Annotated in this window: 20 protein-coding genes; 13 read left to right on the top strand and 7 right to left on the bottom strand. The window is 42.7% G+C overall.

All coding sequences use genetic code 11. The features are described 5' to 3' along the window. Nucleotides 1–5: 5 nt before the first annotated feature. From queA to secF, 5 genes are all read left to right on the top strand, one after another. Nucleotides 6–1,052 carry a tRNA preQ1(34) S-adenosylmethionine ribosyltransferase-isomerase QueA gene (queA, locus tag ACXAFM_RS03320; protein ID WP_474833352.1) on the top strand — a complete coding sequence of 349 codons (1,047 nt, stop codon included), beginning with the start codon at nucleotides 6–8 and terminating at the stop codon, nucleotides 1,050–1,052. 172 nt (nucleotides 1,053–1,224) lie between these two features. Then, nucleotides 1,225–2,337: a tRNA guanosine(34) transglycosylase Tgt gene (gene tgt, locus ACXAFM_RS03315; RefSeq protein WP_118493223.1), complete on the top strand. Its 1,113-nt coding sequence runs from the start codon at nucleotides 1,225–1,227 to the stop codon at nucleotides 2,335–2,337. Nucleotides 2,338–2,361: 24 nt separating this feature from the next. After that, entirely contained in the window at nucleotides 2,362–2,697 is a 336-nt protein-coding gene (gene yajC / locus ACXAFM_RS03310) for a preprotein translocase subunit YajC (RefSeq protein WP_105931624.1), read from the top strand. 55 nt (nucleotides 2,698–2,752) lie between these two features. After that, on the top strand, nucleotides 2,753–4,597 hold the full coding sequence (secD, locus tag ACXAFM_RS03305) for a protein translocase subunit SecD (RefSeq protein WP_474833347.1): 1,845 nt from the start codon (nucleotides 2,753–2,755) through the stop codon (nucleotides 4,595–4,597). 10 nt (nucleotides 4,598–4,607) lie between these two features. Beyond that, nucleotides 4,608–5,549, top strand: coding sequence for a protein translocase subunit SecF (secF, locus tag ACXAFM_RS03300; protein WP_474833345.1), 942 nt, complete (start codon nucleotides 4,608–4,610; stop codon nucleotides 5,547–5,549). Between the two features lie 157 nt (nucleotides 5,550–5,706). On the opposite strand, the gene suhB is transcribed toward secF, so the two are convergent. Continuing rightward, nucleotides 5,707–6,483: an inositol-1-monophosphatase gene (gene suhB, locus ACXAFM_RS03295; RefSeq protein ID WP_474805685.1), complete on the bottom strand. Its 777-nt coding sequence runs from the start codon at nucleotides 6,481–6,483 to the stop codon at nucleotides 5,707–5,709. 255 nt (nucleotides 6,484–6,738) lie between these two features. Between suhB and trmJ the strand changes: the two genes are divergently transcribed. From trmJ to ACXAFM_RS03270, 5 genes are all read left to right on the top strand, one after another. Next, entirely contained in the window at nucleotides 6,739–7,503 is a 765-nt protein-coding gene (gene trmJ / locus ACXAFM_RS03290) for a tRNA (cytosine(32)/uridine(32)-2'-O)-methyltransferase TrmJ (RefSeq protein WP_474833343.1), read from the top strand. Between the two features lie 5 nt (nucleotides 7,504–7,508). Continuing rightward, nucleotides 7,509–8,333, top strand: coding sequence for a serine O-acetyltransferase (cysE, locus tag ACXAFM_RS03285; RefSeq protein ID WP_474833340.1), 825 nt, complete (start codon nucleotides 7,509–7,511; stop codon nucleotides 8,331–8,333). A 167-nt stretch (nucleotides 8,334–8,500) separates the two neighbouring features. Further along, complete coding sequence (locus ACXAFM_RS03280) at nucleotides 8,501–9,955, top strand: flavin-containing monooxygenase (protein WP_474833337.1); 1,455 nt, start codon at nucleotides 8,501–8,503, stop codon at nucleotides 9,953–9,955. A gap of 367 nt (nucleotides 9,956–10,322) precedes the next feature. Continuing rightward, nucleotides 10,323–11,762, top strand: coding sequence for a hypothetical protein (locus ACXAFM_RS03275; RefSeq protein WP_474833334.1), 1,440 nt, complete (start codon nucleotides 10,323–10,325; stop codon nucleotides 11,760–11,762). 64 nt (nucleotides 11,763–11,826) lie between these two features. Next, entirely contained in the window at nucleotides 11,827–12,408 is a 582-nt protein-coding gene (locus ACXAFM_RS03270) for an HdeA/HdeB family chaperone (RefSeq protein ID WP_474833332.1), read from the top strand. A 411-nt stretch (nucleotides 12,409–12,819) separates the two neighbouring features. Here ACXAFM_RS03270 and ACXAFM_RS03265 read toward each other — a convergent pair whose 3' ends face one another. The 5 genes from ACXAFM_RS03265 to ACXAFM_RS03245 are packed head-to-tail and all read right to left on the bottom strand — an operon-like array spanning nucleotide 12,820 to nucleotide 18,492. Then, complete coding sequence (locus ACXAFM_RS03265) at nucleotides 12,820–13,164, bottom strand: hypothetical protein (protein WP_474833329.1); 345 nt, start codon at nucleotides 13,162–13,164, stop codon at nucleotides 12,820–12,822. Beyond that, nucleotides 13,145–14,866: a hypothetical protein gene (locus tag ACXAFM_RS03260; RefSeq protein WP_474833326.1), complete on the bottom strand. Its 1,722-nt coding sequence runs from the start codon at nucleotides 14,864–14,866 to the stop codon at nucleotides 13,145–13,147. The genes ACXAFM_RS03265 and ACXAFM_RS03260 overlap by 20 nt, the downstream gene beginning before the upstream one ends. Continuing rightward, nucleotides 14,856–15,779, bottom strand: coding sequence for a TniB family NTP-binding protein (locus ACXAFM_RS03255; RefSeq protein WP_474833324.1), 924 nt, complete (start codon nucleotides 15,777–15,779; stop codon nucleotides 14,856–14,858). The genes ACXAFM_RS03260 and ACXAFM_RS03255 overlap by 11 nt, the downstream gene beginning before the upstream one ends. Beyond that, nucleotides 15,776–17,806: a hypothetical protein gene (locus ACXAFM_RS03250; RefSeq protein ID WP_474833321.1), complete on the bottom strand. Its 2,031-nt coding sequence runs from the start codon at nucleotides 17,804–17,806 to the stop codon at nucleotides 15,776–15,778. The genes ACXAFM_RS03255 and ACXAFM_RS03250 overlap by 4 nt, the downstream gene beginning before the upstream one ends. Nucleotides 17,807–17,826: 20 nt before the next feature. Then, the gene (locus ACXAFM_RS03245) at nucleotides 17,827–18,492 is read right to left on the bottom strand and encodes a Tn7 transposase TnsA N-terminal domain-containing protein (protein WP_474833318.1); all 666 of its coding nucleotides are present in this window, start codon (nucleotides 18,490–18,492) and stop codon (nucleotides 17,827–17,829) included. Between the two features lie 622 nt (nucleotides 18,493–19,114). Between ACXAFM_RS03245 and ACXAFM_RS03240 the strand changes: the two genes are divergently transcribed. From ACXAFM_RS03240 to ACXAFM_RS03230, 3 genes are all read left to right on the top strand, one after another. Next, on the top strand, nucleotides 19,115–19,258 hold the full coding sequence (locus tag ACXAFM_RS03240; protein ID WP_474833315.1) for a hypothetical protein: 144 nt from the start codon (nucleotides 19,115–19,117) through the stop codon (nucleotides 19,256–19,258). Between the two features lie 260 nt (nucleotides 19,259–19,518). Further along, on the top strand, nucleotides 19,519–21,810 hold the full coding sequence (locus tag ACXAFM_RS03235) for an ankyrin repeat domain-containing protein (protein WP_474833313.1): 2,292 nt from the start codon (nucleotides 19,519–19,521) through the stop codon (nucleotides 21,808–21,810). A 524-nt stretch (nucleotides 21,811–22,334) separates the two neighbouring features. After that, nucleotides 22,335–24,878, top strand: coding sequence for a KAP family P-loop NTPase fold protein (locus ACXAFM_RS03230; RefSeq protein ID WP_474833310.1), 2,544 nt, complete (start codon nucleotides 22,335–22,337; stop codon nucleotides 24,876–24,878). Nucleotides 24,879–25,173: 295 nt separating this feature from the next. On the opposite strand, the gene ACXAFM_RS03225 is transcribed toward ACXAFM_RS03230, so the two are convergent. Then, the gene (locus ACXAFM_RS03225) at nucleotides 25,174–25,914 is read right to left on the bottom strand and encodes a hypothetical protein (protein WP_474833306.1); all 741 of its coding nucleotides are present in this window, start codon (nucleotides 25,912–25,914) and stop codon (nucleotides 25,174–25,176) included. Nucleotides 25,915–26,246 lie beyond the last annotated feature (332 nt).

Here is a 26,246-nt window from a genome sequence, read left to right as displayed (position 1 = left end):
TATCTATGAAACTATCTGAATTCAGCTTTTCGCTTCCGGAAAGCCTAATTGCAAAATATCCCACCGAAAACCGTTCAGCCAGTCGCCTTTTGCAGCTGGACGGCAAATCGGGTGACGTTCGCCATAGTATGTTTGCTGATATGGTCGAGCTTTTAGATGAAGGCGACTTGCTGGTTTTTAATAATACCCGAGTTATTCCCGCACGACTTTTAGGTAAAAAAGAAACGGGCGGTCAGGTAGAAGTGCTGATTGAACGCATTACCTCAGACAATACTGCCTTGGCGCATGTTCGCGCGAGCAAGGCACCTAAGCCAGGAACTAAGCTTATTCTTGAAGAGAAAGTGAATGTGACGGTGACAGGGCGAGACGATGCGCTATTTGTTTTACAGTTTGACCACGATGAAACCGTACTAACGCTGCTGGAAGCGCATGGCCACATGCCGCTACCTCCTTATATTGACCGCCCAGACGAAAACTCGGACAAAGAGCGCTATCAAACCGTTTACAATCAAAAGCCAGGCGCTGTTGCAGCACCAACCGCAGGGCTTCACTTTGACGACGCTATCTTAGAAGCGCTTAAAGAGAAGGGTGTGAATTTGGCTTTTGTAACCTTGCACGTGGGTGCGGGTACCTTCCAACCCGTGCGTGTTGACAATATTCTTGAGCACAAAATGCACGCGGAGTTTGCAGAAGTCCCCCAAGAAGTCGTTGATGCTGTGTTGGCTACAAAAGCTAATGGAAAGCGTGTTATTGCAGTGGGTACAACCTCTGTACGCTCTCTGGAGTCAGCGGCAAAAGCAAGTGCAGAACGCGGTGACGGGGAGGTAATTGCGCCATTTAACGAAGACACAGAAATCTTTATTTATCCAGGCTTCGAGTTCAAAGTAGTAGACGCCATGTTCACTAACTTTCACCTTCCAGAATCTACGCTAATGATGCTAATTAGTGCATTTGCCGGTAAAGACAATGTGATGAATGCCTACCAAGAAGCGATAGAGAAAGAGTATCGATTCTTTAGCTACGGTGATTCAATGTTTATTGAGCGCGCCTGAGCGCTGTCGACTACGATACAAGGCGTGTAAATTGGTGTTTTGCAGGCCTTTCCAGCTTAGTTACAGATAAACATAGATACGGGGCATGATCTCAGCCAAATTACTGGTATAATCGCCGCCAATTTATTTTTATACCCAGCGCAAAAGCGCACAAAAGTGGGAATGCTTTCACATGCAATTTGAGTTGTTAAAAACCGAAGGCCGAGCACGACGCGGTCGTTTGGTGTTTGAACGCGGTGTTGTTGAAACTCCAGCGTTCATGCCAGTAGGTACTTACGGTACTGTTAAGGGAATGACCCCTGAAGAATTAAAAGACAGCGGTGCACACATCTGTCTTGGAAATACCTTTCACCTAATGTTGCGCCCTGGTACTGGCATTATTCGCCAGCACGGCGATCTGCACGACTTTATGAATTGGGACAAGCCGATCCTCACTGACTCGGGCGGCTTCCAAGTATTTAGTTTGGGTGACTTGCGTAAAATTACCGAAGAAGGCGTAACGTTCCGCTCTCCAATTAATGGCGAAAAGATTTTGCTTACGCCTGAAAAGTCGATGGAAGTTCAGCGCGATTTGGGTTCTGACATCGTAATGATTTTTGACGAGTGCACGCCGTACCCTGCTACTGAACAAGAAGCGAGGGTCTCTATGGAAATGTCGCTGCGCTGGGCTAAGCGCAGTAAAGAAGCCCACGGCGATAACCCAGCGGCACTGTTTGGTATCATTCAAGGCGGTATGTACGAAGGTCTGCGTGACGTTTCACTTGCTGGTCTTGAAGCGATTGGCTTTGACGGCTATGCCATTGGCGGCCTTTCAGTAGGCGAGCCAAAAGAAGACATGATCCGCATTATTGACCATACTGCGCCAAAAATTCCAGAAGATAAGCCTCGCTATCTAATGGGTGTGGGCAAGCCAGAAGATTTGGTAGAGTCTGTGCGTCGTGGTATCGATATGTTTGACTGTGTTATGCCTACGCGTAATGCGCGAAATGGTCACCTATTTGTGACAGAAGGCGTTATCAAAATTCGCAACGCGAAGCACAGAAATGACACTTCACCATTAGATGAGAATTGCGATTGCTACACTTGTAAAAACTATTCTCGCTCTTATCTACATCATTTGGACAAGTGTAACGAAATACTGGGTGCGCGCTTAAACACCATCCATAACCTTCGTTACTATCAGCGTGTTATGCAGGGCCTTCGCGATGCGATTGACGCAGGTACGCTTGATGAGTTTGTACAAGAATTTTATGAACAAAAAGGGTTGCCGGTTCCGGCACTATAACAACGATAATATTTGGGGAATTTTATGAGCCTATTTATCTCGAACGCTTACGCACAGTCTGCTGGTGCACCGCAAGGTGGCGGCATGGAAATGATCATCATGCTAGCTGTATTCGGTTTAATTTTTTACTTCTTGCTTTACCGTCCACAGGCTAAGCGCGTAAAAGAACATAAAAACCTAGTATCTTCACTAAGCAAAGGTGATGAAGTGTTAACACAAGGTGGTTTGGTAGGAAAGATCACTAAAGTGTCAGAAGAAAAAGACTTCATTGAAGTTGCACTTAACGAATCAAACAACATCGTTGTTCAGAAGTCTTCAGTAACTGCTGTGCTGCCTAAAGGCACGATGAAGTCACTGTAAGTAACAAAAGCCGGGGCCGGGACGCTTCCCGGTTTTGGCACGAAAGGATTATCCAGTGCTAAACAAAAACTCTATTTGGAAAGTACTGAGTGCACTCATTGTGGTTGCAGTGTGTGCACTTTATGCGCTTCCTAACATTTACGGTGAAGACCACGCCGTACAAATCTCAGCAGGCCGTGATGCCGTGGTGACAGATGCCACTGTGGAACAAGTAAAAGCCGCGCTAAGTGAAAAAAACATCTCTCCAAAGCGTGTTGAATTTGAAGGTGAACAAATTTTAGTTCGCGTTTCTGACTCAGACACCCAGCTAGTTACTCGCGAAACATTAGAAAAAGCCCTTGGCGATGATTATTACGTTGCTATGAACCTTGCTCCGGACACGCCAGAGTGGCTTGAAGGTTTAGGTGGCGCGCCAATGAAGCTAGGTCTTGACCTTCGCGGTGGTGTTCACTTCTTAATGGAAGTGGATATGACCGAAGTGATTGCTAAGTCGCTAGAAGACGCAGAGGGTGGTTTCCGTACTTCACTGCGTGAAGAGGGCATTCGTTATCGCGGTGTAAAACAGGTTGACGATCATATCGACATTACTTTCCGTGATGAAGATGCGCTAGACAAGGCTGAGTTCTTTTTGCGTAACCAAAGTCGCGACCTTACCTTTAACCAGGTGGACGACTTAACGCTTCGCGCTATTTTTGCTGAAAGTAAGCTTCAAGAAATTCGCGACAACGCAGTTAAGCAAAACATCACTATCATTCGTAACCGTGTTAACCAACTTGGTGTTGCTGAACCGCTTGTTCAAAAGCAAGGTGCTGACCGCATTGTTGTACAGCTTCCAGGTATTCAAGACACCGCTCGTGCGAAAGAAATACTAAACGCGACGGCGACCCTAGAATTCCGCATGGTGGACCAGAAGAACGACATCCGTGATGCATTGAACGGCCGCGTTCCTCCTGGCTCTCAGGTGATAGAAGATCAGCAAGGCATTCCACAGCTGCTTGAAAAGCGCATTATGCTTACTGGTAGCCACATTATTGATGCGAACAGCGGTGTTGATGAGTACGGGCTTCCGAACGTAAACATCTCGCTAGATTCTGAAGGCGGTAACAAGATGTCTCGCTCAACCCGCGGCAACATTGGTAAGCCAATGGCTACGGTCTTTATCGAGTACAAATCTACCGGTGAGCGAAATGATGACGGTAAACTTGTGTTCGAAAAGCATGAGCAAGTCATCTCAGTTGCCACCATTCGTGCGCAACTTGGCAGTAAGTTCCAAATCACAGGTCTTGATTCACCAAAAGAAGCCCGTGACCTAGCTTTGCTACTTCGTGCTGGTGCACTAATTGCGCCAATTCAAATTGTTGAAGAGCGTACGGTTGGACCTAGCTTAGGTAAAGAAAACATTGAACTGGGTATGCAGGCGATTATGTATGGTCTGGCAGCGGTACTTGTTTTCATGTTGATTTACTACAAAGCGTTTGGCGTGGTAGCCAACATCGCTCTTATTACTAACCTAGTCATGATTGTTGGCATTATGTCTATGATCCCTGGTGCGACACTTACGCTTCCGGGGATGGCAGGTATTGTACTAACGGTTGGTATGGCGGTAGATGCAAACGTGCTTATTTTCGAGCGTATTCGAGAAGAAATGCGCGACGGCCGAAGCCCACAGCAGGCTATTCACCAAGGTTACGACAGCGCGTTCTCAACCATATTGGATGCAAACATCACGACTTTCATTGCTGGTCTTATTCTGTTTGCAGTAGGTACCGGCCCAATTAAAGGCTTCTCTATTACGCTAATGATTGGTATCGCAACCTCTATGTTTACCGCTATTTTGGTTACTCGCGTTATTGTTAACGCAGTATGGGGTGGTAAACGTCTTGAGAAATTAGCGATTTAAGGAGCGTAAAATGCAGTTATTAAAATTATCCGAAACCGTTAATTTCATGCGACTTCGCATTCCTGCGATGGTGCTGTCGACTATCCTTATTATCGGCTCATTTGTTTCTTTGGGTGTAAATAGCCTTAATTGGGGGTTGGACTTCACGGGCGGGACGCTGATTGAAGTTGGCTACGAAGATTCGGCTGATCTAGAGGCGATTCGCCTACAGTTCAACGAATCAAATTTTGAAGATGCTATAGTGCAGAATTTTGGCAGCAGCCAAGATGTACTTATCCGCATTGCTCCTCGTGATGGCGTGAAAGCCGTGACTATTGGTGAGCAGGTGCTAGCAGCGCTGCGAGCTGACGGTACTGCGGTTGATATGCGTCGTATCGAATTCGTAGGCCCCAACGTAGGGGAAGAGCTTACCGAGCAGGGCGGTCTTGCGATGCTAGTCGCACTCTTGTGTATTTTGGTTTATGTCGCTATGAGATTTGAATGGCGTTTCGCTTTAGGGTCGGTTTCGGCGCTAATGCACGATGTGATCCTCACACTGGGTCTATTCTCTGTACTTCAAATTGAGTTCGACTTAACGGTACTAGCAGCGGTGCTTGCGGTAATTGGTTATTCACTTAATGATACCATTGTTGTATCTGACCGTATTCGTGAGAACTTTCGCAAAATTCGCAAAGGTGAGCCAGTTGAGATTATCAACATCTCGCTTACGCAAACCCTAAACCGTACTATCATCACCTCATTAACCACGGTGTTGGTATTGGTTGCGTTATTCTACAAGGGGGGGGCGCTTATTCACGGATTTGCCACTGCATTGTTATTTGGTGTGGTAGTAGGTACTTACTCGTCAGTTTATATTGCGAGTTCAGTAGCACTTGCATTGGGTATTAGTAAAGAAGACCTAATGCCACCACAAGTGGAAAAGGAAGGCGCAGACTTAGATCCTATGCCTTAGTCCTATCTTCGTGATACGTACAAAAAACCGCATCTATGATGCGGTTTTTTTATGCCAAATGGCTACAAAAAAGGCGCCATTAATAGCGCCTTCCTTCAATAATTTCCTTAGGGCTCTACTCAGCTATGTAAGGTGTTGAGCTTACTCAAGGTACTTCTTACTTAAGATGCTTAACTAGGCCTTGAACAACCTTCACGCTACCAGCAACAATTTCGCCTTTGTGAAGTGGGTCGTTACCGCCTTTAAAATCTGTTACCAAACCGCCAGCTTCTCGAACAATAAGCTCACCTGCTGCGATATCCCAAGATTTAATGCCGCGCTCCCAGTAACCGTCGTGGCGGCCAGCTGCAACGTAAGCAAGGTCTAGCGCTGCGCTACCTGCACGGCGAATGTCACCCACTTCGTGGAAAATCTTGTTAAGGCTTAATGCGTACTCGCCAAATTGAGATTTGTTCTTAAACGGTAAGCCAGTAGCAATAATGGTTTCAGAAAGGTCACGAGGCTTAGAAGCACGAATACGATAGCCATTTAGCTGTGCGCCTTGACCACGGCTTGCGGTAAATAATTCGCTGCGAATTGGGTCGAAAACAACCGCTTGGTCTAGACGACCTTTGTGAAGAAGTGCAATCGAAACGGCAAAGTGAGGAATGCCTTTTACAAAATTAGTGGTGCCATCTAGCGGATCGATAATCCACTGATAGTCAGTTTCTGTACCTAGAACTTCACCCGCTTCTTCACCTAGGAAGCAATGGTTCGGGTAAGACTGCTGAATTTTGGCAATAATCGCTTGTTCTGCTTCTTTATCAACTTGAGTAACGAAGTCGTTTAAACCTTTTGACTCTGTTGCTACTTCATTATGTTTTTCAAAACCACGAACAATAACTGTTCCAGCCGCACGCGCAGCGCGCACCGCAATATTCAGCATAGGATGCATAGATAAACCACCAATTGTAAAAGACCAATGAAACAAACCAGCTGTATAAAAAATAGCTAGTTGTTTACGAAAACGGGCGGAGTCTACCAGAATCTATGCGCGATGCAAATGAAATCCCAGCACAATAGCGTGAATAGCCATCTATACTGCCGCTGTGTTAAACTTCACACTATTAAAGTCTATAAGATAGTGCGCCAAGATCGCGAATTATCGAATTAAAGACGCTATCCAAATAAGTACGTAGGTATTACACGCATGCTCGAGAATATTCGCATTATTTTAGTTAACACGTCTCACACGGGAAACATCGGCTCAACAGCGCGTGCTATGAAGACCATGGGCTTGAGTAGCCTTTATCTTGTTGACCCAGTAAACGAACCCGATGGTCAAGCGAGTGCCCTAGCTGCAGGTGCGGGCGATGTGCTGGCAAATGCTAAAATAGTAGGTACATTGGAAGAAGCTGTTAAAGACTGTGGCTTAGTGGTAGGAACGTCAGCGCGTTCGCGTACTCACTCGTGGCCTATGCTTGGCCCGCGCGACTGCGGCGAGAAGCTTGTACAGGAAGTAGAAAAGTACCCAGTAGCCTTGGTTTTTGGCCGTGAGAACAGTGGTTTAACTAACGAAGAATTGCAGCAATGTCACTTCCATATGTGCATTCCAGCTAACCCTGAATATAGCTCGCTTAACCTAGCGGCTGCAGTTCAAACACTGTGTTATGAAATTCGCATGGCGTATTTAAATCGCGAAACTTATCCAAGCGTTGAAGAAGAATACCCGCTAAATGACGATTTAGAGCGTTTTTATACGCATTTGGAAACCACGCTGGAAGGCACGTCGTTCATTCGCAAAAGTCATCCAGGTGTGGTAATGACTAAGCTACGCCGCTTGTTTAACCGCGCACGTCCTGAATCTCAAGAGCTTAATATTTTGCGCGGAATATTGGCGTCTATCGACAAATCGGTGAAGAATGCTAACTCAGGCGATGCAGACCCTGCACCAACGATAGAAGAAAAAGAGTAAACACTATGTTCGCCCGTATAAAAGATGATATTCAAGGTGTTTTTCACCGCGACCCTGCGGCTAGAAATACCTTTGAAGTACTAACCAACTATCCTGGCCTTCATGCTGTGTGGCTACATCGAATTAGCCACAAATTGTGGAAGGCAGAATGGAAATGGTTGGCACGTACCTTATCAACGTTTAGTCGTTGGCTTACGGGCATTGAAATTCATCCAGGGGCAACGTTGGGACGACGGGTATTTATCGACCACGGTATGGGCGTCGTTATCGGAGAAACTGCAGAAATTGGCAATGATGTTACTCTTTACCATGGGGTGACTCTTGGTGGTACTAGCTGGAAAGCTGGCAAGCGCCATCCAACCCTTAAAAACGGCGCAGTCGTGGGAGCGGGGGCTAAAGTATTAGGGCCGATTACCATTGGTGCAAACGCCAAAGTAGGGTCTAATTCTGTAGTTGTTAAAGATATTCCAGACGGCGCTACAGCAGTTGGCATTCCCGGTCGAATTATTATTACTAAGCAAAAAGAGTCGAATGCCACGGTAAACCCCGAGCGAGATAAAATTGCCCAGAAATATGGTTTTGATGCCTATGCTGTCGCGCCAGATAACCCTGATCCTGTGGCCAATGCGATGGGCATAATGCTAGAGCATATGCACCAAATGGACATCAAAGTGGAAGAGATGTGCAAGGTCATACAGTCACTAGGTGGCGATGTATGTACCGATAATTTACACAATATTAGCGCTGAAGATTTCGCAGAAACGGGTTTCGACCTAACGGAAACCCAAGAGCGAGAGAAGGCTCATTCTTCTTTTGACCCCGCAATATAAACACTGAGACACGCTTTTTGGTGTGAAGGGCGAATATTAAACTAAGTTCTAGCGCAACATCAATGAGCCATCAAGTTGCGTTAACCTCAAATTAACAGTCTTCATTGACTACTTCCCGACCAAAACATACAGTGATGTGAAATGTTGGTTATCATTTCAGGTCGAGCATGCAAAATACAGTGCCATTTTTAGATGTATTGATTGTTGGCGCGGGAATTTCCGGAATTGGCTGTGCTTATCACATTCAAAAGAAATGTCCTGACTTGTCCTATTCGATTATTGAGGCACGAGGCGACCTCGGTGGCACTTGGGATTTATTTAAGTACCCGGGAATACGGTCAGATTCCGATTTATTTACCTTTGGTTACGACTTTAAACCGTGGAAAGAGAAAAAAGCCATTGCAGATGGACGCTCAATAAAAGCTTATATAAAAGAGACGGCGGTAGAAAGCGGAATTAAAGAGCACATACGTTTTTTAACCCGTGTGGTTGATATAAATTGGCAAACTGACAAACAGTATTGGCTGGTAACGCTTGAATCAGAACAAAGCGGGCAAGGTGAACAAGTAGCTGCAAGATGGATCTTTAATGCATCAGGCTATTATCGTTATGACAAAGGCTACACGCCAGAATTTTCAGGGCAATCCCGCTTCAAAGGTCAGATCGTTCATCCCCAGCATTGGCCCGAAGATCTGGAATACGAAAATAAACGAGTAGTTGTAATAGGAAGCGGCGCCACCGCGGTAACACTGGTGCCTGCAATTGCAAAAACAGCCTCTCACGTGACAATGCTTCAAAGAACGCCGTCTTACGTATTGCCTGTGCCTGTAGAAGATCCTATCGCAAAGCATTTACGCGCGTTGTTTAACGACGATATCGCATTTAATGCAGCCAGACGGTTCAACATTGCGAAACAGCGCTGGGTATACGCATTTTGTCAGCGCTTCCCGAAACGAGCGCGAAAAATCATACGTAGCTTAAACATCAAAATGCTGCCTGAGGGGTATCCCGTCGATAAGCACTTCAACCCGCCTTATAATCCCTGGGAGCAGAGACTTTGCGCAGTTCCTGGCGGAGACTTGTTTGAATCCATCTCTGGAGGGAAGGCCTCGGTTGCAACGGATACTATAGATACGTTTACTGAAACAGGCATTAAACTTGTTTCGGGCCAGCATATTGAAGCAGATATTGTAGTAACAGCCACTGGACTAAACCTTTTGCCTTTAGGAGGGATAGTACCAAGAATTGATGGTGAAGCTATTTCGCTACCAGAATGCGTCACTTATAAAGGTATGTTACTCAGTGGTGTGCCCAACTTTGCCATTGCGGTGGGCTATACAGCCTCATCGTGGACACTAAAAATTGGCCTTCTATGTGAACATTTCACGCGATTGCTCAATCATATGGAAAAGCATGGCTTCACGCAGTGTACCCCTGTTGCAGACCCGAATATGGAAACACAGCCGTTGCTAAACTTTGGTGCAGGATATATTCAGCGTTCATTAGATAAGTTACCTCGGCAAGGCATGCATTTTCCCTGGTCGATGTCGTTCAATTATGCAGAAGATGTGAAGATTTTTCGCAAAGGTCGTGTAGACGACCCTGCTCTCAAGTTTAGCTAGCTAGTTGGTGTCATTGGCTTCTTAAGATCTGAATACAGTTAATTAAGTGTTGCTTATCCATCGTAAGGTAATACGTGACCCTTATTGATGTCATATTTCAAGAGAAATTATTTCCTTTTCAATAACACCCACAGGGACTTTTGGCCTTGAGATATAAACTTGAGTACCTAACCCCTAAAAAAAGAAATATGTAGTTTGAGGTATCTCTATATTAGTGCTGTCAATTTTCTTTACTTTTTTTCATAGTGTCTTTAGAAAAATCAATGTTTACATGGTCTTAACATGTGGTCTGTATTATGCAGTGCAGCTTATACTTCATTTAATGAAGTCCTTACCTGTAATTTTTATATTAAAAAAGGATTAACATATGAAATTTCTCAGAGGCAGTAAAACGCTGCTGGGTATGGCTATAATCTCATCTTGTTTGAGTGCGTCTATAGCTAATGCTTCAGCTATTATAAAATACGGCGATACCTATTTAGGCGTCAATACTGAGGGCCACTTAAATGTCTATCCTTCAGACGTAGATGGCTTGTCTGATGAATTCCTTGCTGAATTTGGTGGGGAGCCTGTTGGTTTATGGCGAGATGGTTTAGGTGATGCGACGGCGCCAGGTTGTCTATGCGAAGGGTGGGGGGTAGCAGTAACCACATTTGACAATCGTGTATCTGGATGGGCGAGCGTCGACAACGGCGGTATTGGTGGCTTGACTGGAGGAACATTTGGAGCAACTGATTTCGCAATTACTTCATCGGTAGATCTAAGTGACGCAGCAGTTAGTGTGCAGCATGCATATGGCAGGTCTCTTGCTGAAGGCGTGTTTCAAGCTTCAATTACCATAACAAATAATACAGGCAGCGTACTAAACGATGTTGTTTACCGTCGCGCTATGGATTGGGATATTCCACCCACTGAATTTAACGAATATGTTACCCACGTTGGTGTTGAAGCTAATTTGGAGTCGAACGGTGGTAACGTAAGGTTTGCTAGCGATAACGGTTTCGCAGATGTGGATCCTCTAGTTGCCGCAAGCTTTATAGATTCAAGTACTATAAATGTAGATTTTGTGGACAACGGACCTGCTGATCACGGTTCTGTTTTTGATTTCGCTTTTGGTGAAATTGAGGCGGGTGGTGCACGTACATTTAACATCTTCTATGGAAGTGCGGCTGGCGAAGAGGCTGCCATTGCAGCATTAGATCTTTTAAATGCTGACGTCTATTCGTTAGGTCAGCAAGCCGGTTCTGCTGATGAAGGTTTACCTGCCACATTTTTATTTGGCTTTGGTGGCGTTGGCGGTATAGAGCCTGGTGCTAATGAAAATAATCCTGTATTGCCTTTTGTACCTGCACCAGGTGAATTTGTTTTTACTTCACCAGAGCCAGGCCGCTGGTTCGATCCACCATACGCTTATGGCTTCGAATATGAACTGGCTGGAAGCGCTGCTTTTACGAGCCTGCAAGCACCCAGTGAATCGCTGGGTTTCGGTGACATCGAACTTGTAGTAGCCGGTAGTGTTGTAGAAGTTTTAAGCCCAGGAGAGTTATTTGACTTCTCTTCGCTAGGGTTTGCTGTTTCTGAATTTAGTATAGTAGGTTTAGATCGCTTCCTCGATGTTGAAGACCCTGATTTTGCCACAGCGTTTCCTTTGTTTTTAGACTGGGACGGTGACGCAACCGAGTTGCTGATGACTGCCTTAACAGTAGACTCTCTTCCAACAACTGGAGTTGATGAACCGCAGATGTTAGCACTATTTCTAATATCTGGATTGTTCTTAGTTCGTAGAAAAGTAAAAGCGCGTAAATAAAGTTTTTATCGACTAGAGCAGCCGTCGAACTATATCGGCGGCTTATTTATAAAAGGGATTTAATATGAAGTATAGTGCATTTATTTTGTTGCTTTTCTTGTTCTCAGGTGAGTCTATCGCTATAGATAAAAACGGAAAGTTTGCGGTAAAAGGCGTGGGTAATACCTCTTGTGAAACCTTCAGAGAGGCTATTGAAAATAACGAGTCGCAGAAATATTTATTTGCAGGATGGCTGAACGGTTATATCACAGGTCAAAACCAGCATTGGCCAGAAACCTTCGATGTTTCATCGTGGGAAACGGTAGAAACACTCTCGAATTATATTTATCACTACTGCGGAAAAAACCAAAAGTTGAGCTATTTTCAAGCATCAACACAAATGCTTAATGAGCTTTTCAATAATCGTGTAAAAGAATTTGTTGGCGCAGAAGAGGTGAATGTAAACGGTGCTACTGTTAATGTTTACAAGCAAGTAGTGGTAGAAGTCCAGAAGTCCCTTCTAGAATTAGGATTGTTTAAAGGTCCTGCAGATGGAAAGTTATCAGAAGACCTGTACCAGGCAATCATGATTTTTAATAAGAACAATGATATAGACTCAAAAAGCTACTTCGACCAGAGGACGCTGCACACACTATTACGTAGATAGAGTTTTACTATTAGCCTAATCAATAATTGTCGTTTCCAGTCCAAAGCTGGAATGCGGCTTCTTGTGTTCACGGAAAGTTGAGGGCGAGTTTCTAATAGCCCTCTTCAAAAGTTTCTAGAAAAAGACTGGAACGAAGTCATTTCTCCAGAACTGAAGTGGAATGAAGATATAGCACTTAAAATCAGCTCAACCCTACGCTCACGGGATGTGAGAACAGGCGTCGCTATCCTTCAATATATATCGATGGCGGCTTGTATGCAAAGTTGATTTTTTTGAGGTGGTCAACAAAATTCAGCAATTTTTGCTGAATTGTCTCAGCGGCAGATAAGCGAACTTAAGTTCGAGTTGAACAAAATTTGATTAGTGAAATGTGGCTGTTGTTTTAAGCATCTTATTTTTAAATTGCCGATTCTATCCCGGTGAAGTTTGATGATACGGATTCACCATTACTAATTGATTGTTTTCACAGCATAAAAAATTCATTGAAACTGGATTTTTTCCATCGGCCTGTTGCATTCCTTCTATAAGCTCAATAACGTCGCTTAGGTATTTTTTAAATGCACTGGCTTGCTTTTCGTCTTCTGTGCCAGTGCTCCATGTGAATACAATGGTTAAGTAGCCCGTTGCTTTATTTTCGGCCATCATAAACCTTTCATATGCAACTTCTCCCAGCGTATTCATCCAATCCAACAGCGATTGCTGAGATTTCTGACATGCAGTTGTCGCTATAAGGTATTTAGTTGTACCGGTGCCCATTGCCATCTCCTGAAAAATTGTTGAACAGTAATCGAACGTTTTTAGATAAGTCGACCCGATTTGTTGCAAAGTGTGCGAATCTTTTTGGGACATGTTGCATGCAACAGGGCGACAGATCTGATTTTTTGAAAACGACAAAATCGGTTTTGGTAGGGTTCATATATGCAGAAAGTATGGGTTTTACATTGCAACATGATGCAATTTTCTGCGCTATGTTTCGTGAACGACTAAATGTTGCTTTCCGGTTGACCAACAGATATTCATCAACGAACTTACGAATCGAGTCGGCGTCTATCAGTTCAGGGTTACTTGGTTTTACACACAAGAAACCTTGCTTGACTAAGTCGTTCACAATTTGAATGTTTGTCCGCAGTATCTTAGCTGCTTTTGCTTTCGGACAATCTTGCAAGTCATCCCATGCCTTCTTCAGCAGCGCTTTAAGACTTTCCGAAGAAACTTGAAGACTGTTAATGTAGTGAATGGTTGAGTTGACGCGAATCTGCGATTTCACATCACCGGTCAGTGCTTTGTTGACCAGTGTTTCAGGCGTAAAGTCATAGAGCTCGTAAATGACATTTGGGATGTCATTTACATCAATATAGTCGTTGTTCTGGGGCGAGCCATCAACGTTATGCCCTGACAGTAACTGCTTTAATTCTCTAATATCGAATAATTGCTTGTCTGGTTGCTGACAAACATGAACCCCTTCTAGCGTGCCTGATTTCAAAAGTTCGGTAATTGTCTTTGGGGACACACCCAATAGTTTAGCAGCCATTACACCAGATATCAGGAAGCTAAACTCCTCAGGTTGCTGGCAATACTTATAACGTAATTGCTCAGTAATCGCCTCTTTGGGGATGGGCGACATATGATAGTTCAATAATAAAGCCTCCGGACTAGCTTTATCGCCTTCTAAATTACAACTTTGCCAGCAAAACTTTTTGATGACCGATTGCAAAGATGTCATCTCAATGTTCAAGGCAGTCTGTCCGAGCACTGCTACTTCACTGCGATGTTGCCCAATGAGATGTTGCCATAGGGCTAACAAATTAGGACTTCCGCCAAGATAGAAAGCATCTTCCAGTAGCTTGCTGACTTGCGACGGGGCAAGCTTGTTCCATCGGATAGACGTTGTGATAAAGTCAAAGGGCCTGACCATACGTTCTGCCAGCGCTTTTAACGCGGACGTGAACGCTATTTTCTCTGCATCGCTGCCAAGACTCTCGAGATAACATTCGTACTTTGGTATCGATTCTGTTATTGGCAGAGATGTACGACAGGCTTTGCATTGAATGGAGTCACTCCAACTGTCATCAGCGTACATGTGTGAGCAACTAACAGTCAGGGGAGCACAGTGTTTGATACACACCGTTGATTCCACCGCTTGCCAGCCAAAGTGGTGAAGTACCCCTTCCTTGAGACAATGTTTGCACACTTTCAATGACTGAGAGTGAGCATTTTTGTCATACACCGAAGCGTAATGCACATCTTTGAGCAGCCCACTCATCTCCATCTCGAGAGCAATGGTTTTATTGGAAAGCAATAAATCAACAGTTTCCTGCGAATACGCATACCATTTTTTAGGCGCATTGATACCTAGGTTGGAAAGCAATCGAGCCGGGGATGTAAAGCCATAAAAATCCGCAATCGCCGCGCATACGCCCCAAGGAGTCGTCTGCGAGGAGGTTTGATTAGAGCTCATAGTTCACCCCCATATCTTTTTTCAACACGCTAAGCTGGCGGCGAAAAGGGTTTACAACTTGTTTCTTTCCAGCGCTTGATGAGGGCACCCAACTGGCCTGAAAGTCATCTTTGATAAGCTTATCACGGTTGGCACGGCGGGCATGCTGGCACGCTTTCACCAGAGTACGTGTTATGCCGCGTAAATCTCCATTTGTCGCATGTTGTATGGGTAGCACTATCGACGCATGAGACAAATCAGTGCCAGCAATTTTATGAACGCTCTGTAGAGTAGTAAGGTAGCTAGCCAGTGTCGAGTAACTTTCTGGCGTACTGACCGACATTAACGATTTGTAGATAACGCGGTTGCAGCGCGACTTAAATTGTTCATTGGCATCGAGAATTTCAGTCACGCGCGGTGTTCCAGCAAATACCATGAATACATCGTAGTCATCGAGTAATTCTTTAAGATAATCAGCTTGTTGCCTAACTGATTTTTCACGTAATTTTTCGACCACTTGTTGGAATTCATCAAATACGATCAGTTTGATGTTCTTGTTTGTAATTTGCTGTGAAATACGGTGACGCATTTCATCTTCGGTTCCTCGGATTCTGCCGGGTTCGCCAAAAGCAGAAAGGATTTTACGCAGTAAATCCAAAGGTTTCATGTTCGAGGGCGAACGAACATAAACTCCTTTGTTTGGAACTTCTGAAGACTGATACATTGCATTGAACCGCTCTACGACTTTTTCAAGCAACACCGTTTTGCCTGTTCCTGAGTCCCCAGAAATAACAGCACAAGCACCGCACTGTGTAATAATCGTATCTTCCGCATCATTCAGAATGTTCGTAATGTCATCGACTAGGGTGCCTGTACTTACCGTGCGATGTGGTAATTCTTTGATGGCAGTTAGCATGGTATTAATGTTGCTCATAGTTCTTCTCCCACCCTGATTGACACCTCAGTTCGTGTGGATTCTGACACTGTGTCAGTCAAATTCTCCGTTGTCTGGGATGCCCAATTTTGAGTTGCCTTATCTAGCTGGCCCTTAGCATCGGGGGCGTCTGTATCGATGACTTGTGCATTATCAAACGTGCTAGGATTGCTCTTCGTCGATTGATCGGAATTAGTGGTATCCTCTGTGGTTGTAGATTTTTTAGATATGTTTTTAACACCTCCAGCGAATGTGTAGCGCACTTTACCTTTCCTCTCGAGATGGCTGTTTACGCCCTCACGAGCAGCATTTAACGAGGAGCGAAGCGACGTTAAAGGTTGATATGAGGTATCACGGCGTTCGGCGATAATGAATGATTTGCCGAGTGCTTTTTGATGTGCGGCCTTGGTGACCGGGATAACAACAGAAGAGGCCCCAATTCTGCTATATTGAACGGTGACCTTTCTAACACCTTTCAACCACAGACTCTTGAGCGCGTCGTCTCGATAAATCTCATTTTCAATTTTGACGTAACCCAGCTCATAGAGCGTTCGCTCAGATACCTGTATACCCCGGTAACTATCCATATCGTTACTGATATTTGGCAATGAAGGCACAAACTTATTTGCAATTTGTTCATTCCAAACATCATTTGGGCTGCGATAATTCAGACCCGCGTGCCCAGACTCGTGGTAATAATCTGTTATGAATTCTTCAAATTTTTCTCTAAATTCAGAAACGGTGAGTGTCGCGTGATTCTTAAGTGTGTCATCAGAATTAAGGTGACGTGTACTTCTAAAGATTTTTGAGCCCAGATAGCCGGGAAGTTCAGACAAAAACTCGATGCGCAAGGTAAGGAAAAAACGCTCAATAAACGGTTTTGCCCATGGTTCATGTGAGCGCACTGTTACTGGATGCGCCCCCAAATCAAATGCGGTTCTTTTAAATAAATTACTGGTGATAGAGGTGCTCGCGTCGTGCATAATCTTGGTCATAAGACCAAACATCGGCCAGTTTGGATTCTCCTTTTCGTAAACCGCATTTTTAATGCATTCAACTGCTAAATCTGCGGATTCGCTGGCTTTTTCGCCTACGTCTAAAGAGTAGCCGACTACCGCTCGCGTAAAAGTGTCGATAGCAACCATAACTACGGCGCTCCCCAGAAACGTTTTGCCATCGTCGTCAAGCAAGCCAATGGCGACATAAATAGCATCCATCTCTACCCGCTCCAGTGGATAATTGCCAACAAGCTCGCCTTTTAGCTTTCTTCGTAATCGCTTCTGTTCTTGCTTACTTAGCTGTTTCTGGGCCGCCATGAGGGGCTCTAGAGTGTCAAAACGGTTGTAGATAGTGGCTTTCGAGGGAACGACGCTGTATTTACTTGGGTCGCATGCTTTTAATTCTCTCAGGCGGGCAATAATAATATCAGCAACTTTGTTTTTTGAGTTTTCTTTCTCGTCTTTGCGAACGAGGTATTTTTCTACAATACATTCTAGAATGACGAGTTCTACGGCCTCCGGCAGTCGACTCTGGCCCTTATCACTCGCGCCACCCCAATTAACGAGAGAGCGAGGGTCTTGTTCAGAATGCACAAACGCTGATATTTTCGCTTGGCAGGTACTTCGTCCGTAGGGGCTGAAGCCATATGCATTCCAATTGAATAATTCTATTGATTCGTCTACCAAATCATCGGCTTGTAGTCTGGTTCCCTTGCACCGGTCAATATGAAAATAAATAAACTCGAGCCACATTTCTTGTTGCTGGACTTGCTTGTCCGTCAGACTCATAGTGGTATGCCGATGAAAATAAGGATCGAGCAGGCAGGCTTCCTCGCTAAAAATCATGCGTTTAAGTTCTGAAGCACTAAAAATAGGCGCGTTGCGTGTACTTTTTGGCTTCCCTGTGTCTTGGTCGTACGGCTTACAGAACAGCTCAGTATCAGTCTGACCGGGGTGTACGGCTTGAATGATGTAGTATTCATCACCCACTCTAAACGGGGTGTCAGTTTTAAATATGTTGGCTTGCATAGTCATTTCTCCTCACATTGTTAATGGATATTGCGGGTTAGTCGGGTGTAAGAGCGCAGTGGCTGATTCAGGTCGAATTGATAGAGCTGCTTGTAAAGCAGGTAGTAAAGAACACAGGGATCGATTTGCAGCGCTTTGAGGGCCGTCGTGGCTTCCCCCAAGGTCGTGCAGCTTGGTATACATGAGAGCGCATCGTCAATCAGTGGTGAATTACTGGTAATGTTTCCCACCGATTTGTAGATGATTTCTAGGTTTCTAAGAGCCTGTTCCGACTTGAGGTTTTCTTCTGTGACGACCTCAAATTCGTAGCCCAGTCTTTTAAAGACGCGACGAATTCTTTTGTATTTATTACGCGTCGTTTTATCCGCCATTGAAGAGCTGTGTTTTACCTCCTTAAACTTCGCTTTTAGCCCGTTATCAGAGCACTGTACTAACCCGATATCAGGAGTATAGAAGCGCTTTTTGCCCTTGAAATAGTAAGAGATTGATAATGGCTGGCTTTCAATTGTGACAATGCTTGAGTCGAACTCATATTGATTAAAAAAGGCGTTTTCAAGATAAGATTCAAAGAAAAGCCAATTTTCTCCAAACTTCCCTTTTCGTGTTTTAAAAAGTCCACTGATGTTGAACTTGCTGTATCTACCAAGCATACGTCGCATATGCTCTTTACGGTAAATGTCTTTCATGTTTTGCTCCAAAATTATCGATCACGAAGATCAGTTTAGATCTAATTTTCGGATCTAGATCTAACATTTTGGAATCGATTGTCTAGAAATAAAGTGATTATTTTCAGGCTTTAATGTGCAAAATAAAGATAAACTGTCAAAATATGACATTTTTGCTTAATTTGATGTATTTAAGTGGTTGAAATATATAATTTTATCTTGTTTTTCTTTACTTGGTTTTATCTTTTTTATGTGTAATTCTATTTTTGCTCTATAGAACGAAAAATAATCAGTAGTCGCGACCTTATTTGAATAAAATATAAACAGCTTGGGGTCGCTACGAATCGATTGATGGATTTATTTTTAGTTTTAGTTTGTTTTTAATCGATATTATTGAAAAGATGTTAACTAGAAAATGCTTTGAGTGATATACGTTCAGATATAAATGAAAAATAGGAGAGGTCACTAGAAATAAGTTGAAATAAACGAGTTAACTATCTTTTGTTTAAGTATATGAAAAAAAGCTATAAATTTTACAACTGTAAATTTAAAAAATTTTTCGCCAGACAGATTACCGCACTGCCATCATATTTTTATTATTGTTCGTCTACCCAATGTTGGGTACTTATACAGGAATAAAAATATGAATTTGCTAACAATGTCTAAATCATCTTCTGGAAAAGGCCGTGGTGCCTCTTCGCACCCCGGACCGGGTGGAAACTGGCCGAGTACAACGGGAGAAAAGTCCGGAGGTAACCGGGGAAATGCCACCCCAAGTAAAAAGTAGTACGTTTCTGACTAACAGAGTGCGGTAATTACCGCACTTTGTCGGAGACATAATGAGAAAATACAGTAGTGATAAGGACATTAATCTCTTGAAAGCTTCTCTATGCAAGGTCGATTGGACTTATTTAAAGCGAAAGAAGCATGTGCTAATTCATGCTCAGAACGGGATAAAACACGCTGTTCCCTCCTCCTCGAGTGATTTGCGCTCTTATAGAAACTCTTCAATGGCTTTTAACGCGGTGGCAAACAGTGGAGTGGCTCGTGATTAATTTCCCATATCCAACGTTCGTTGAGGTCATCAGAGCTTGTGCGAAAGTGCTCGGTATCAAAGGAGCGGACAAAGAATTGGATGACAAAGCGTTAGATAAAGCTATAGACCCTCGGATAATTAGAGATTTAAGAAATGCTTTGATTAAAAAGATAGGTTCCTATACTTCAGAAGCTATAAAAGAAAACTGCAAGAGTCATTTTGATTGCTTTCTTCGCAAATATGTCAGGTTGGTTGCTGTCACACCTGCTGATGGTGTGACTCGTGCTCAAATGAGTAAACTCCTTTCTGAAACCTTAGCTCGAGATGCGATCCTCGATTTAGTAATGACGTTACTTGAGAAGAACACTGAAACATATCCTTCACCAATTCTTTTTTTCAGTTCACCGGGAAAAGCTACCCCACTTCTTCTTAATTGGCTTACGAAGAATGACCAAAAGTGGGAGATATTTGTATCAAGTTTAAGCAAGGAAAATAAAGCGAAAGTAAAAGCTTGGATAAATGGAGAGCATATCCCTGATACCCTGTCTTTGTTTCGTGTTACATCATGGTCAAGAAAGAAAGCAGTTGAAGAATTAGCGCCTATAACAGCTCAAACGTTACTATTTATCAGTGCAGCGATAGACAGGTTATCAAACGAGTCAATAGGAAAGCTCATTATTGAAGAGTGCAGATTAGTATTATACGGCATGTCAGTAAGGCACTCTTTAGAAGACAGCGTTAAGAGTTTACAGGATCTCTACTGGGCTAATAAAACTGAGTTGAAGCCGCTCGTAGGGGAGCTTCAGCACAAACTCTTGCGCACAACCCCAAAAAAAGAGGGGGATAAAGTAAAGCTGGCATCGATGCTGTCTGAATTAGATTGTCACAGTCTAAAAGATTACCACATGGACTACTGGGCGAACTGGTTGAAGGCACGATATCTTGTTTTTGACGGGAGGTTGGAAGAGGCAAATCAAGTCTATAAAGACGCGCTTGCGCAGAGCCTTTATCGCGCAGGTTTCCAACAGCAAAATATTATCGAGGAAGCGATAGTTGTTGCATCGAGTTTAGCCTCTCCTGATAAGATCTTCTTAAAAAAGTTGAAATTTGCGAGTCTGACCTTCAACTACGATATTTCTTCAGTGCCGTCAGATAAAGCTTCAAATAAAGTTAGTGATGTTATTGAAAATTGGGAGGTGGACAACTGGCGTTCATCTTTTCATGTCATATTTCCTGTCTCCGGATTATTTGAGAGCAGCAAAAAACTTATAGTAGAAAAAACTATTGGCACATTGGGTCTAACACCCGAGGAGTTAGAAAAGTATCAGCCTGACTTCCGATATCCGAACCGAAGAATAAAGGTGCGTCGCGGTCGTATTAAAAAGGTATGGCCACAATTAGCTTGGTTCGTATATTTGAATAACGTCAAGGTGGTAAAAAAGTTACTGGATAAAGGTGCAAAAGTCGATAGTGTGAGTAGCTCAAATGAGTCAGCGCTTCTTATTGCTCTCTCGAAGTTGGACGTGACAGCTTTCCCAGCGCAATCGCTGGACGACAGATGTTTTCGTCTACTTGCTGAATGCGCCCATAAAGTTGAAACGGTGAACACGCTCACGTCAAAACGACGCCTCTTACCGCTAATTGAAGCAATTAAATCTGGCAGGCCAGATATAGTAGATACACTCATTAACATGGGCGCAAATGTAAACCAACGAGGTGATACGGACTTTCAAACTCCTCTTAATATCTGTATCAAAATCATTGGTATATTGAAAAACAGTGAGAAATATATTCATCAACAGGTAAACATGCCTATCACTCCAGAGGCGTTAGACTCTATTCGGCGATATAATCCCGGCATGACCGGGTTCACGTTGGCTCATCAGCAAAGATACGTGATGTCTGGTCGTTCAAACAGAAAAATTGACAAAATTTACGAGACTCTCATTCGTCATAGTAGCTATTCTACGATTAGGCACGCCTCTCTTGATAACCTGAGAGCAATCGCTCTGACACTTATCGATGCTGGAGCTGATGTCAATGCAAGTCATACATCTCCAATAATTGGTTACACCCCGTTGATGCTGGCGGTGGAACTGGATGAGGTCGAACTCGTCAAGAAAATGCTCAACCATAAGGGAGAGCTATGGAAAAGCTATTACAGTGAGAATGCTCAACAAAATGTAGATAGTTGGGCAATTGCTGAGGCTTTTGAGAGTAAACAGGTATTAAGATTATTCGAAGACATAAAACGATTTTGCTCACCACAGACAAACTATCACTCTGCTGATTGTCGGCGGTAAACATAAACTGATTACCAAAAGTAACCACAAATTGTTGTGAGTGACTTGTTTACTGGCGGTAATCATAAAGTGTTTACTAAGATAATAGGGGGCAGTGCTCTGAATTCTTTTGTAATAACGCGGTTTAATCCTGTTACTCGACAGTGGGGCTTAAAAAGTGTTGTCAGCGTAGGTAAAGTAGTTCTAAATGTCCCTTGAAATGGCGCTAAATAATAAAAGCTGAGCATCGTTCTTGTCCAGAAGAGAAGAGAACACTAGAGTCTTCAGTTACTAACGTTTAGCGTTTCTTTTATGTTTATAAAAACATAAGTTGATTAGTTTAAGTCATGGAATCCTCATCATTCGTCTACATATTGAACGGACGCAACTGCTAAGTTTGGCTTATCAACTAATTTTCAATTCGTATTGAAGCTAATATAAAGGGAAAAAAATATCTTAATTACATGCATTGCTGGACTAAAAACTAAAAATGTGGTTGTCTAAAAAATAATCTATTTGGAGGGTTAAAGTCAGGGAGTGGACGCATGTCAGATACGAGTAGCTATAGAAGGGATAAGGGGTTTGCACCTGAAGATAAATCCGAAAAAATTGAAAAAGGTCGTCTAAACCAATTCCTAATTATTTTTCAACAAGTTATTAGAGATTCTCGTGTAATAATATTCACGGCTTTCCTGTTGACGGTTGTTTTCCTGAGCAATTCTATAAAACCAATATATTTAAACGAGCAAACGCAAACATATAGCACAGAGATGAGTATTAACTGGGTGTTTCGTAATGAGAACCTTCCTCTGCTGCGTTTACCAATGCTCAAGTTGCCTGCTAAACAAAGATTAGAGGACGTTATTAGCCCAACTGAGCCCTCGTCATCTTTTATAAAGGAGGAAACACAAGATGAGCATGTTTTCTTTAGTGAACGGCTCAATGAGTTAACAAAAGACCAGCAAGTTCGTGTTGTAAACAACTTGCTAGTTAATCAAGATAACCAAATCATAGCCGTAGAAGTGAACTATGCATTAGAGTTGATAAACTCGAGTGACTTGCCAATATCGGTTTCCTTATTGGACGATAATCGGCTTTCAATACAGCGTAGACAGCAACAAGAACAACCACAAGAACAACAAGAGCAATCAAAAGCACAACAAGAAAGAACAACATCTGCGCCAGTCGGGAAGTTAGGCGCGAGCAATGATTCTCCCGAATTGAACGATTACTACTACGTCTACCCTTCACTATTGACGTTTCTGGCGCCACTTTTGTGGGCAGTGGTTATCTATTTCTATGTGATTAAGAGAATAGCTATACAGCAAGAACGATATTCGAAAAAAGACTTTTTTGCATCAGATAAACCAATTAATTCTGCTCACCAAGACCGTTTAGGCTTTAGTGAACTAGCACAATCCATTTCGAAATTCTTGCGGCATGCTTTTACAACCGCTCCTTTAACACTCTCTGTTAATGGGCCGTGGGGGAAAGGAAAAAGTAGTTTAATGAAAATGGTTTTTTCCGATCTAGAAAAAGTAGGCGCAAGACCTGTCTGGCTTAATGCATGGCATCATCAAAACGAAGAGCAGTTTCTATATGGCGTAATGTCCGTCATGCGTGGCTCCGTTATTCCTGATACGTTGACCGTGCAAGGAATTTTTTTCCGCCTAAAGCTTATGCAGATAAGATTTGGTCGACTCTCATATTGGAATCGTTTCTTTATAGCGTTTTTGTTTTTTTCTTCCTTTCCAGTTACTTACAAGCTTTTGCCATTTGGCGAAGATGGAATCGATAAAATAATTAATGGTGATTTAAATTTTGATACAGTTGGTTTCGCTTTGCTGTTACAGGCTATATCTCCTTTCGTGAGTGCAGCTATCCCCGTTTTATCTGTGTATGGCTTATCCAAACAAAAACTTTCGCGATTTTTAAAACAAGCTCAAGGAAACCTTATTGCATTAGCTAAACTGGACTTAAATTTAGACTCCAATACTGGGATTAGGCACAAATTTGCATCAGAGTTTAACGACATATGTTGTGCTCTGGGAGAAAACAAGTTAATCCTATTTATCGATGACTTGGATAGGTGTTCAGAAGACCGGATTATGGAGGTACTGGAAACAGTAAACTTCTTGGCCTCCTCTGGTGATTGCTACGTGATTATAGGTATGGCAGAAGAGCCCGTTGTTCGAGCAATAGGAAATCATTTCCATAAAAGGTTTGCAGACGATGTTTTCGCAAATGTAGAAGAGTTTAGAGATAATTTAGTGGGATTTTCCAAAGATTATTTAGAGAAAATTATAAATATTTCCATTGAAGTTCCCAGTTCTACGCCAGATGAAATTGCAGAACTAGCGGGAAGTCAGAGCCCTGACGCAGGTGAGAAGCCGACGATGGGCGTATATTTTCCGATTTTTTGCGCACTGTTATTTGTATTTATACTTTCAGTATTTGTTATTAATCCCGGTCTTTTAGAAAACGTTAATTTTGATTTATCATCGCAAGAAACTACAAAGAATTCCTCCCCGCCCGACAGAAAAGAGTTGCAAAGCTATAACACCGAGTTGCTGATAATTGATGCGCTAGACTCAAAATCAAGCGATGTAAACATACGCTTGTTTGTGCTTAGTGTTTTATTTCTATTTTTCGTTTTCATTGCAATTTATGTGTTTTACAAACGACGGTTGCAAATGCGTGAACTTGTAGTCATAGATGAGCCAGAGTTTCAAAACGAGTTGAGAGACTGTATGAATAGGCTCGTTCATTTTGAAGCTAAACCACGATCTGTAAAACAATTTATAAATCGTACGCGATTTTTTAACTTAAGAAATGAGGCAACAGCCAAGATGAAGTTTGGAACGTTGACCAAACTCAGTCTTGGCTACACTCTTCTTGGCACTGATTGGCTTTCAGGTGATGATCTTGAGTTAAAACTGCGAAAGCGATACGACTCTGCGTTAGAAAACCTCAACGAAGAAGAGAAAGAACAGATTCTAAATTCGGTGACTTTCGCGGCTTTTGATTGTTCTGCTCGAGAGCAAGAGATCTTCATGTATTGGGTTGGTGGGATAAGAATGAAAGCTTAGTGAGCTAGTTAATTTCATAGTGTGAGTATAGCTTGGATTAGCTGCAACCTAACTTTAAATGTAGTAGCTCATATCTGATCTGACAGTTTCGATGAATAGGTTTAGACTCTACCTGACAGGCAGCTATAAGCGTAAAACGGACATTGGGTATTTCTAACTCGCGAGACCGCTTCAGACAAACAACGGACATTTTTCACCTCACAGAATGTTCTCTACCACAGAGAATAAATCTAATTGAGAGGTATCTAGGAAACTAAGGGCGATTCACACGTTAGAGTGTTTTGACAGTGTTGCGTTAATCTGAATTCATACCAACAGTAGCAGTTGTTAGTACAACTTTTACAATAACTAATTCGATTGTTAATCTATAAATGATCAGAACAAACGAACCAAAAAGACTAGCGGGCTTTATAGTCTCTGATTGTAATCCCAGATCTCTGGGTATCGACAATAGTAAAGGTTGGAAAATCATATCCAGACCAACAATACTCCACGAAAAAATTGCTTGTGAATATGATAATTCTTTCAATGATTTAGGGATTTCAATGATGTTTGTAAGTTCACTTATATTTAATACTACTAAACCAAAATGCAAACTACTAAAAACTGCGCAAAACATGACGAAAATAGCCGCTTCGAAGTTCTCTACGCTATCGGATTTTATTCCCTCTCTTACATAATGTATTCCTTTCCAATCAAGAATATCTTTATTTATTGCTAGTAGCATCTTCAAGAAATAAATACTCACTAAGAAATTAACACTTAGATTTACCCAGTTGGCATTGTAGCGAATACGCTCCGCTATGTTGCATTGGTCAAAGACAAACGGTATTGCTGGAAATGAGCAGGTAAAGTCAAGCCAGCTCTTACCGTCAGTAAAGAATAGAAATGATGTTAGGAATAATATTGATTGGAAGATAATAAAAATAATTATTCCATAAAGTAAGACAAGCAATATTTTAGGGAAGTTATAGATAATCCCCAAAATGAGCATCATTGGATCAATTGGCATTTTCTCATTGCGTTTGTCTAACATGAATGATTCCTTCGCATAGTTTCTATTGAATAATCAACTGAGTTAAAACTAAACTTTGTCTTTTACGCGATTTCGTTAGGCGGCCATCATGGCGTTATTGATCAAATAACCCTTAAAGTCCATGCGGATGCTGGTCTCAACGCTCAGTCTATTGATGAGACTTCATAATAACACCCGTTTTCCATGAAAAACCATATTCTATGTTTTCATGGAAAAGGTAAAATGTCCGCTTCACGTACTTTTCTGCCGTTTAATTACAAATATTCGAACGACAGCTAATGGCACAAACTGGAAGTAACTAAACAAAAATCTGAGCGTCAGCTGCTTGTCAA

The organism is Alteromonas sp. ABD4_190, from assembly GCF_056160105.1.
The sequence above is the reverse complement of the archived record's forward strand: the minus strand, read 5'-3'. Positions and strand labels throughout refer to the sequence as shown.

What these genes read in the sequence shown, in the direction of transcription:
- ACXAFM_RS03250 (WP_474833321.1), bottom strand. Translation starts at nt 17,806, where the DNA reads ATGCAAGCCAACATATTTAAAACTGACACCCCGTTTAGAGTGGGTGAT.
- secF (WP_474833345.1), top strand. Translation starts at nt 4,608, where the DNA reads ATGCAGTTATTAAAATTATCCGAAACCGTTAATTTCATGCGACTTCGC.
- cysE (WP_474833340.1), top strand. Translation starts at nt 7,509, where the DNA reads ATGTTCGCCCGTATAAAAGATGATATTCAAGGTGTTTTTCACCGCGAC.
- ACXAFM_RS03280 (WP_474833337.1), top strand. Translation starts at nt 8,501, where the DNA reads ATGCAAAATACAGTGCCATTTTTAGATGTATTGATTGTTGGCGCGGGA.
- yajC (WP_105931624.1), top strand. Translation starts at nt 2,362, where the DNA reads ATGAGCCTATTTATCTCGAACGCTTACGCACAGTCTGCTGGTGCACCG.
- ACXAFM_RS03270 (WP_474833332.1), top strand. Translation starts at nt 11,827, where the DNA reads ATGAAGTATAGTGCATTTATTTTGTTGCTTTTCTTGTTCTCAGGTGAG.
- ACXAFM_RS03265 (WP_474833329.1), bottom strand. Translation starts at nt 13,164, where the DNA reads ATGGGCACCGGTACAACTAAATACCTTATAGCGACAACTGCATGTCAG.
- ACXAFM_RS03230 (WP_474833310.1), top strand. Translation starts at nt 22,335, where the DNA reads ATGTCAGATACGAGTAGCTATAGAAGGGATAAGGGGTTTGCACCTGAA.
- ACXAFM_RS03275 (WP_474833334.1), top strand. Translation starts at nt 10,323, where the DNA reads ATGAAATTTCTCAGAGGCAGTAAAACGCTGCTGGGTATGGCTATAATC.
- tgt (WP_118493223.1), top strand. Translation starts at nt 1,225, where the DNA reads ATGCAATTTGAGTTGTTAAAAACCGAAGGCCGAGCACGACGCGGTCGT.
- queA (WP_474833352.1), top strand. Translation starts at nt 6, where the DNA reads ATGAAACTATCTGAATTCAGCTTTTCGCTTCCGGAAAGCCTAATTGCA.
- ACXAFM_RS03260 (WP_474833326.1), bottom strand. Translation starts at nt 14,866, where the DNA reads ATGAGCTCTAATCAAACCTCCTCGCAGACGACTCCTTGGGGCGTATGC.
- ACXAFM_RS03245 (WP_474833318.1), bottom strand. Translation starts at nt 18,492, where the DNA reads ATGAAAGACATTTACCGTAAAGAGCATATGCGACGTATGCTTGGTAGA.
- suhB (WP_474805685.1), bottom strand. Translation starts at nt 6,483, where the DNA reads ATGCATCCTATGCTGAATATTGCGGTGCGCGCTGCGCGTGCGGCTGGA.
- ACXAFM_RS03255 (WP_474833324.1), bottom strand. Translation starts at nt 15,779, where the DNA reads ATGAGCAACATTAATACCATGCTAACTGCCATCAAAGAATTACCACAT.
- trmJ (WP_474833343.1), top strand. Translation starts at nt 6,739, where the DNA reads ATGCTCGAGAATATTCGCATTATTTTAGTTAACACGTCTCACACGGGA.
- ACXAFM_RS03240 (WP_474833315.1), top strand. Translation starts at nt 19,115, where the DNA reads ATGAATTTGCTAACAATGTCTAAATCATCTTCTGGAAAAGGCCGTGGT.
- ACXAFM_RS03225 (WP_474833306.1), bottom strand. Translation starts at nt 25,914, where the DNA reads ATGTTAGACAAACGCAATGAGAAAATGCCAATTGATCCAATGATGCTC.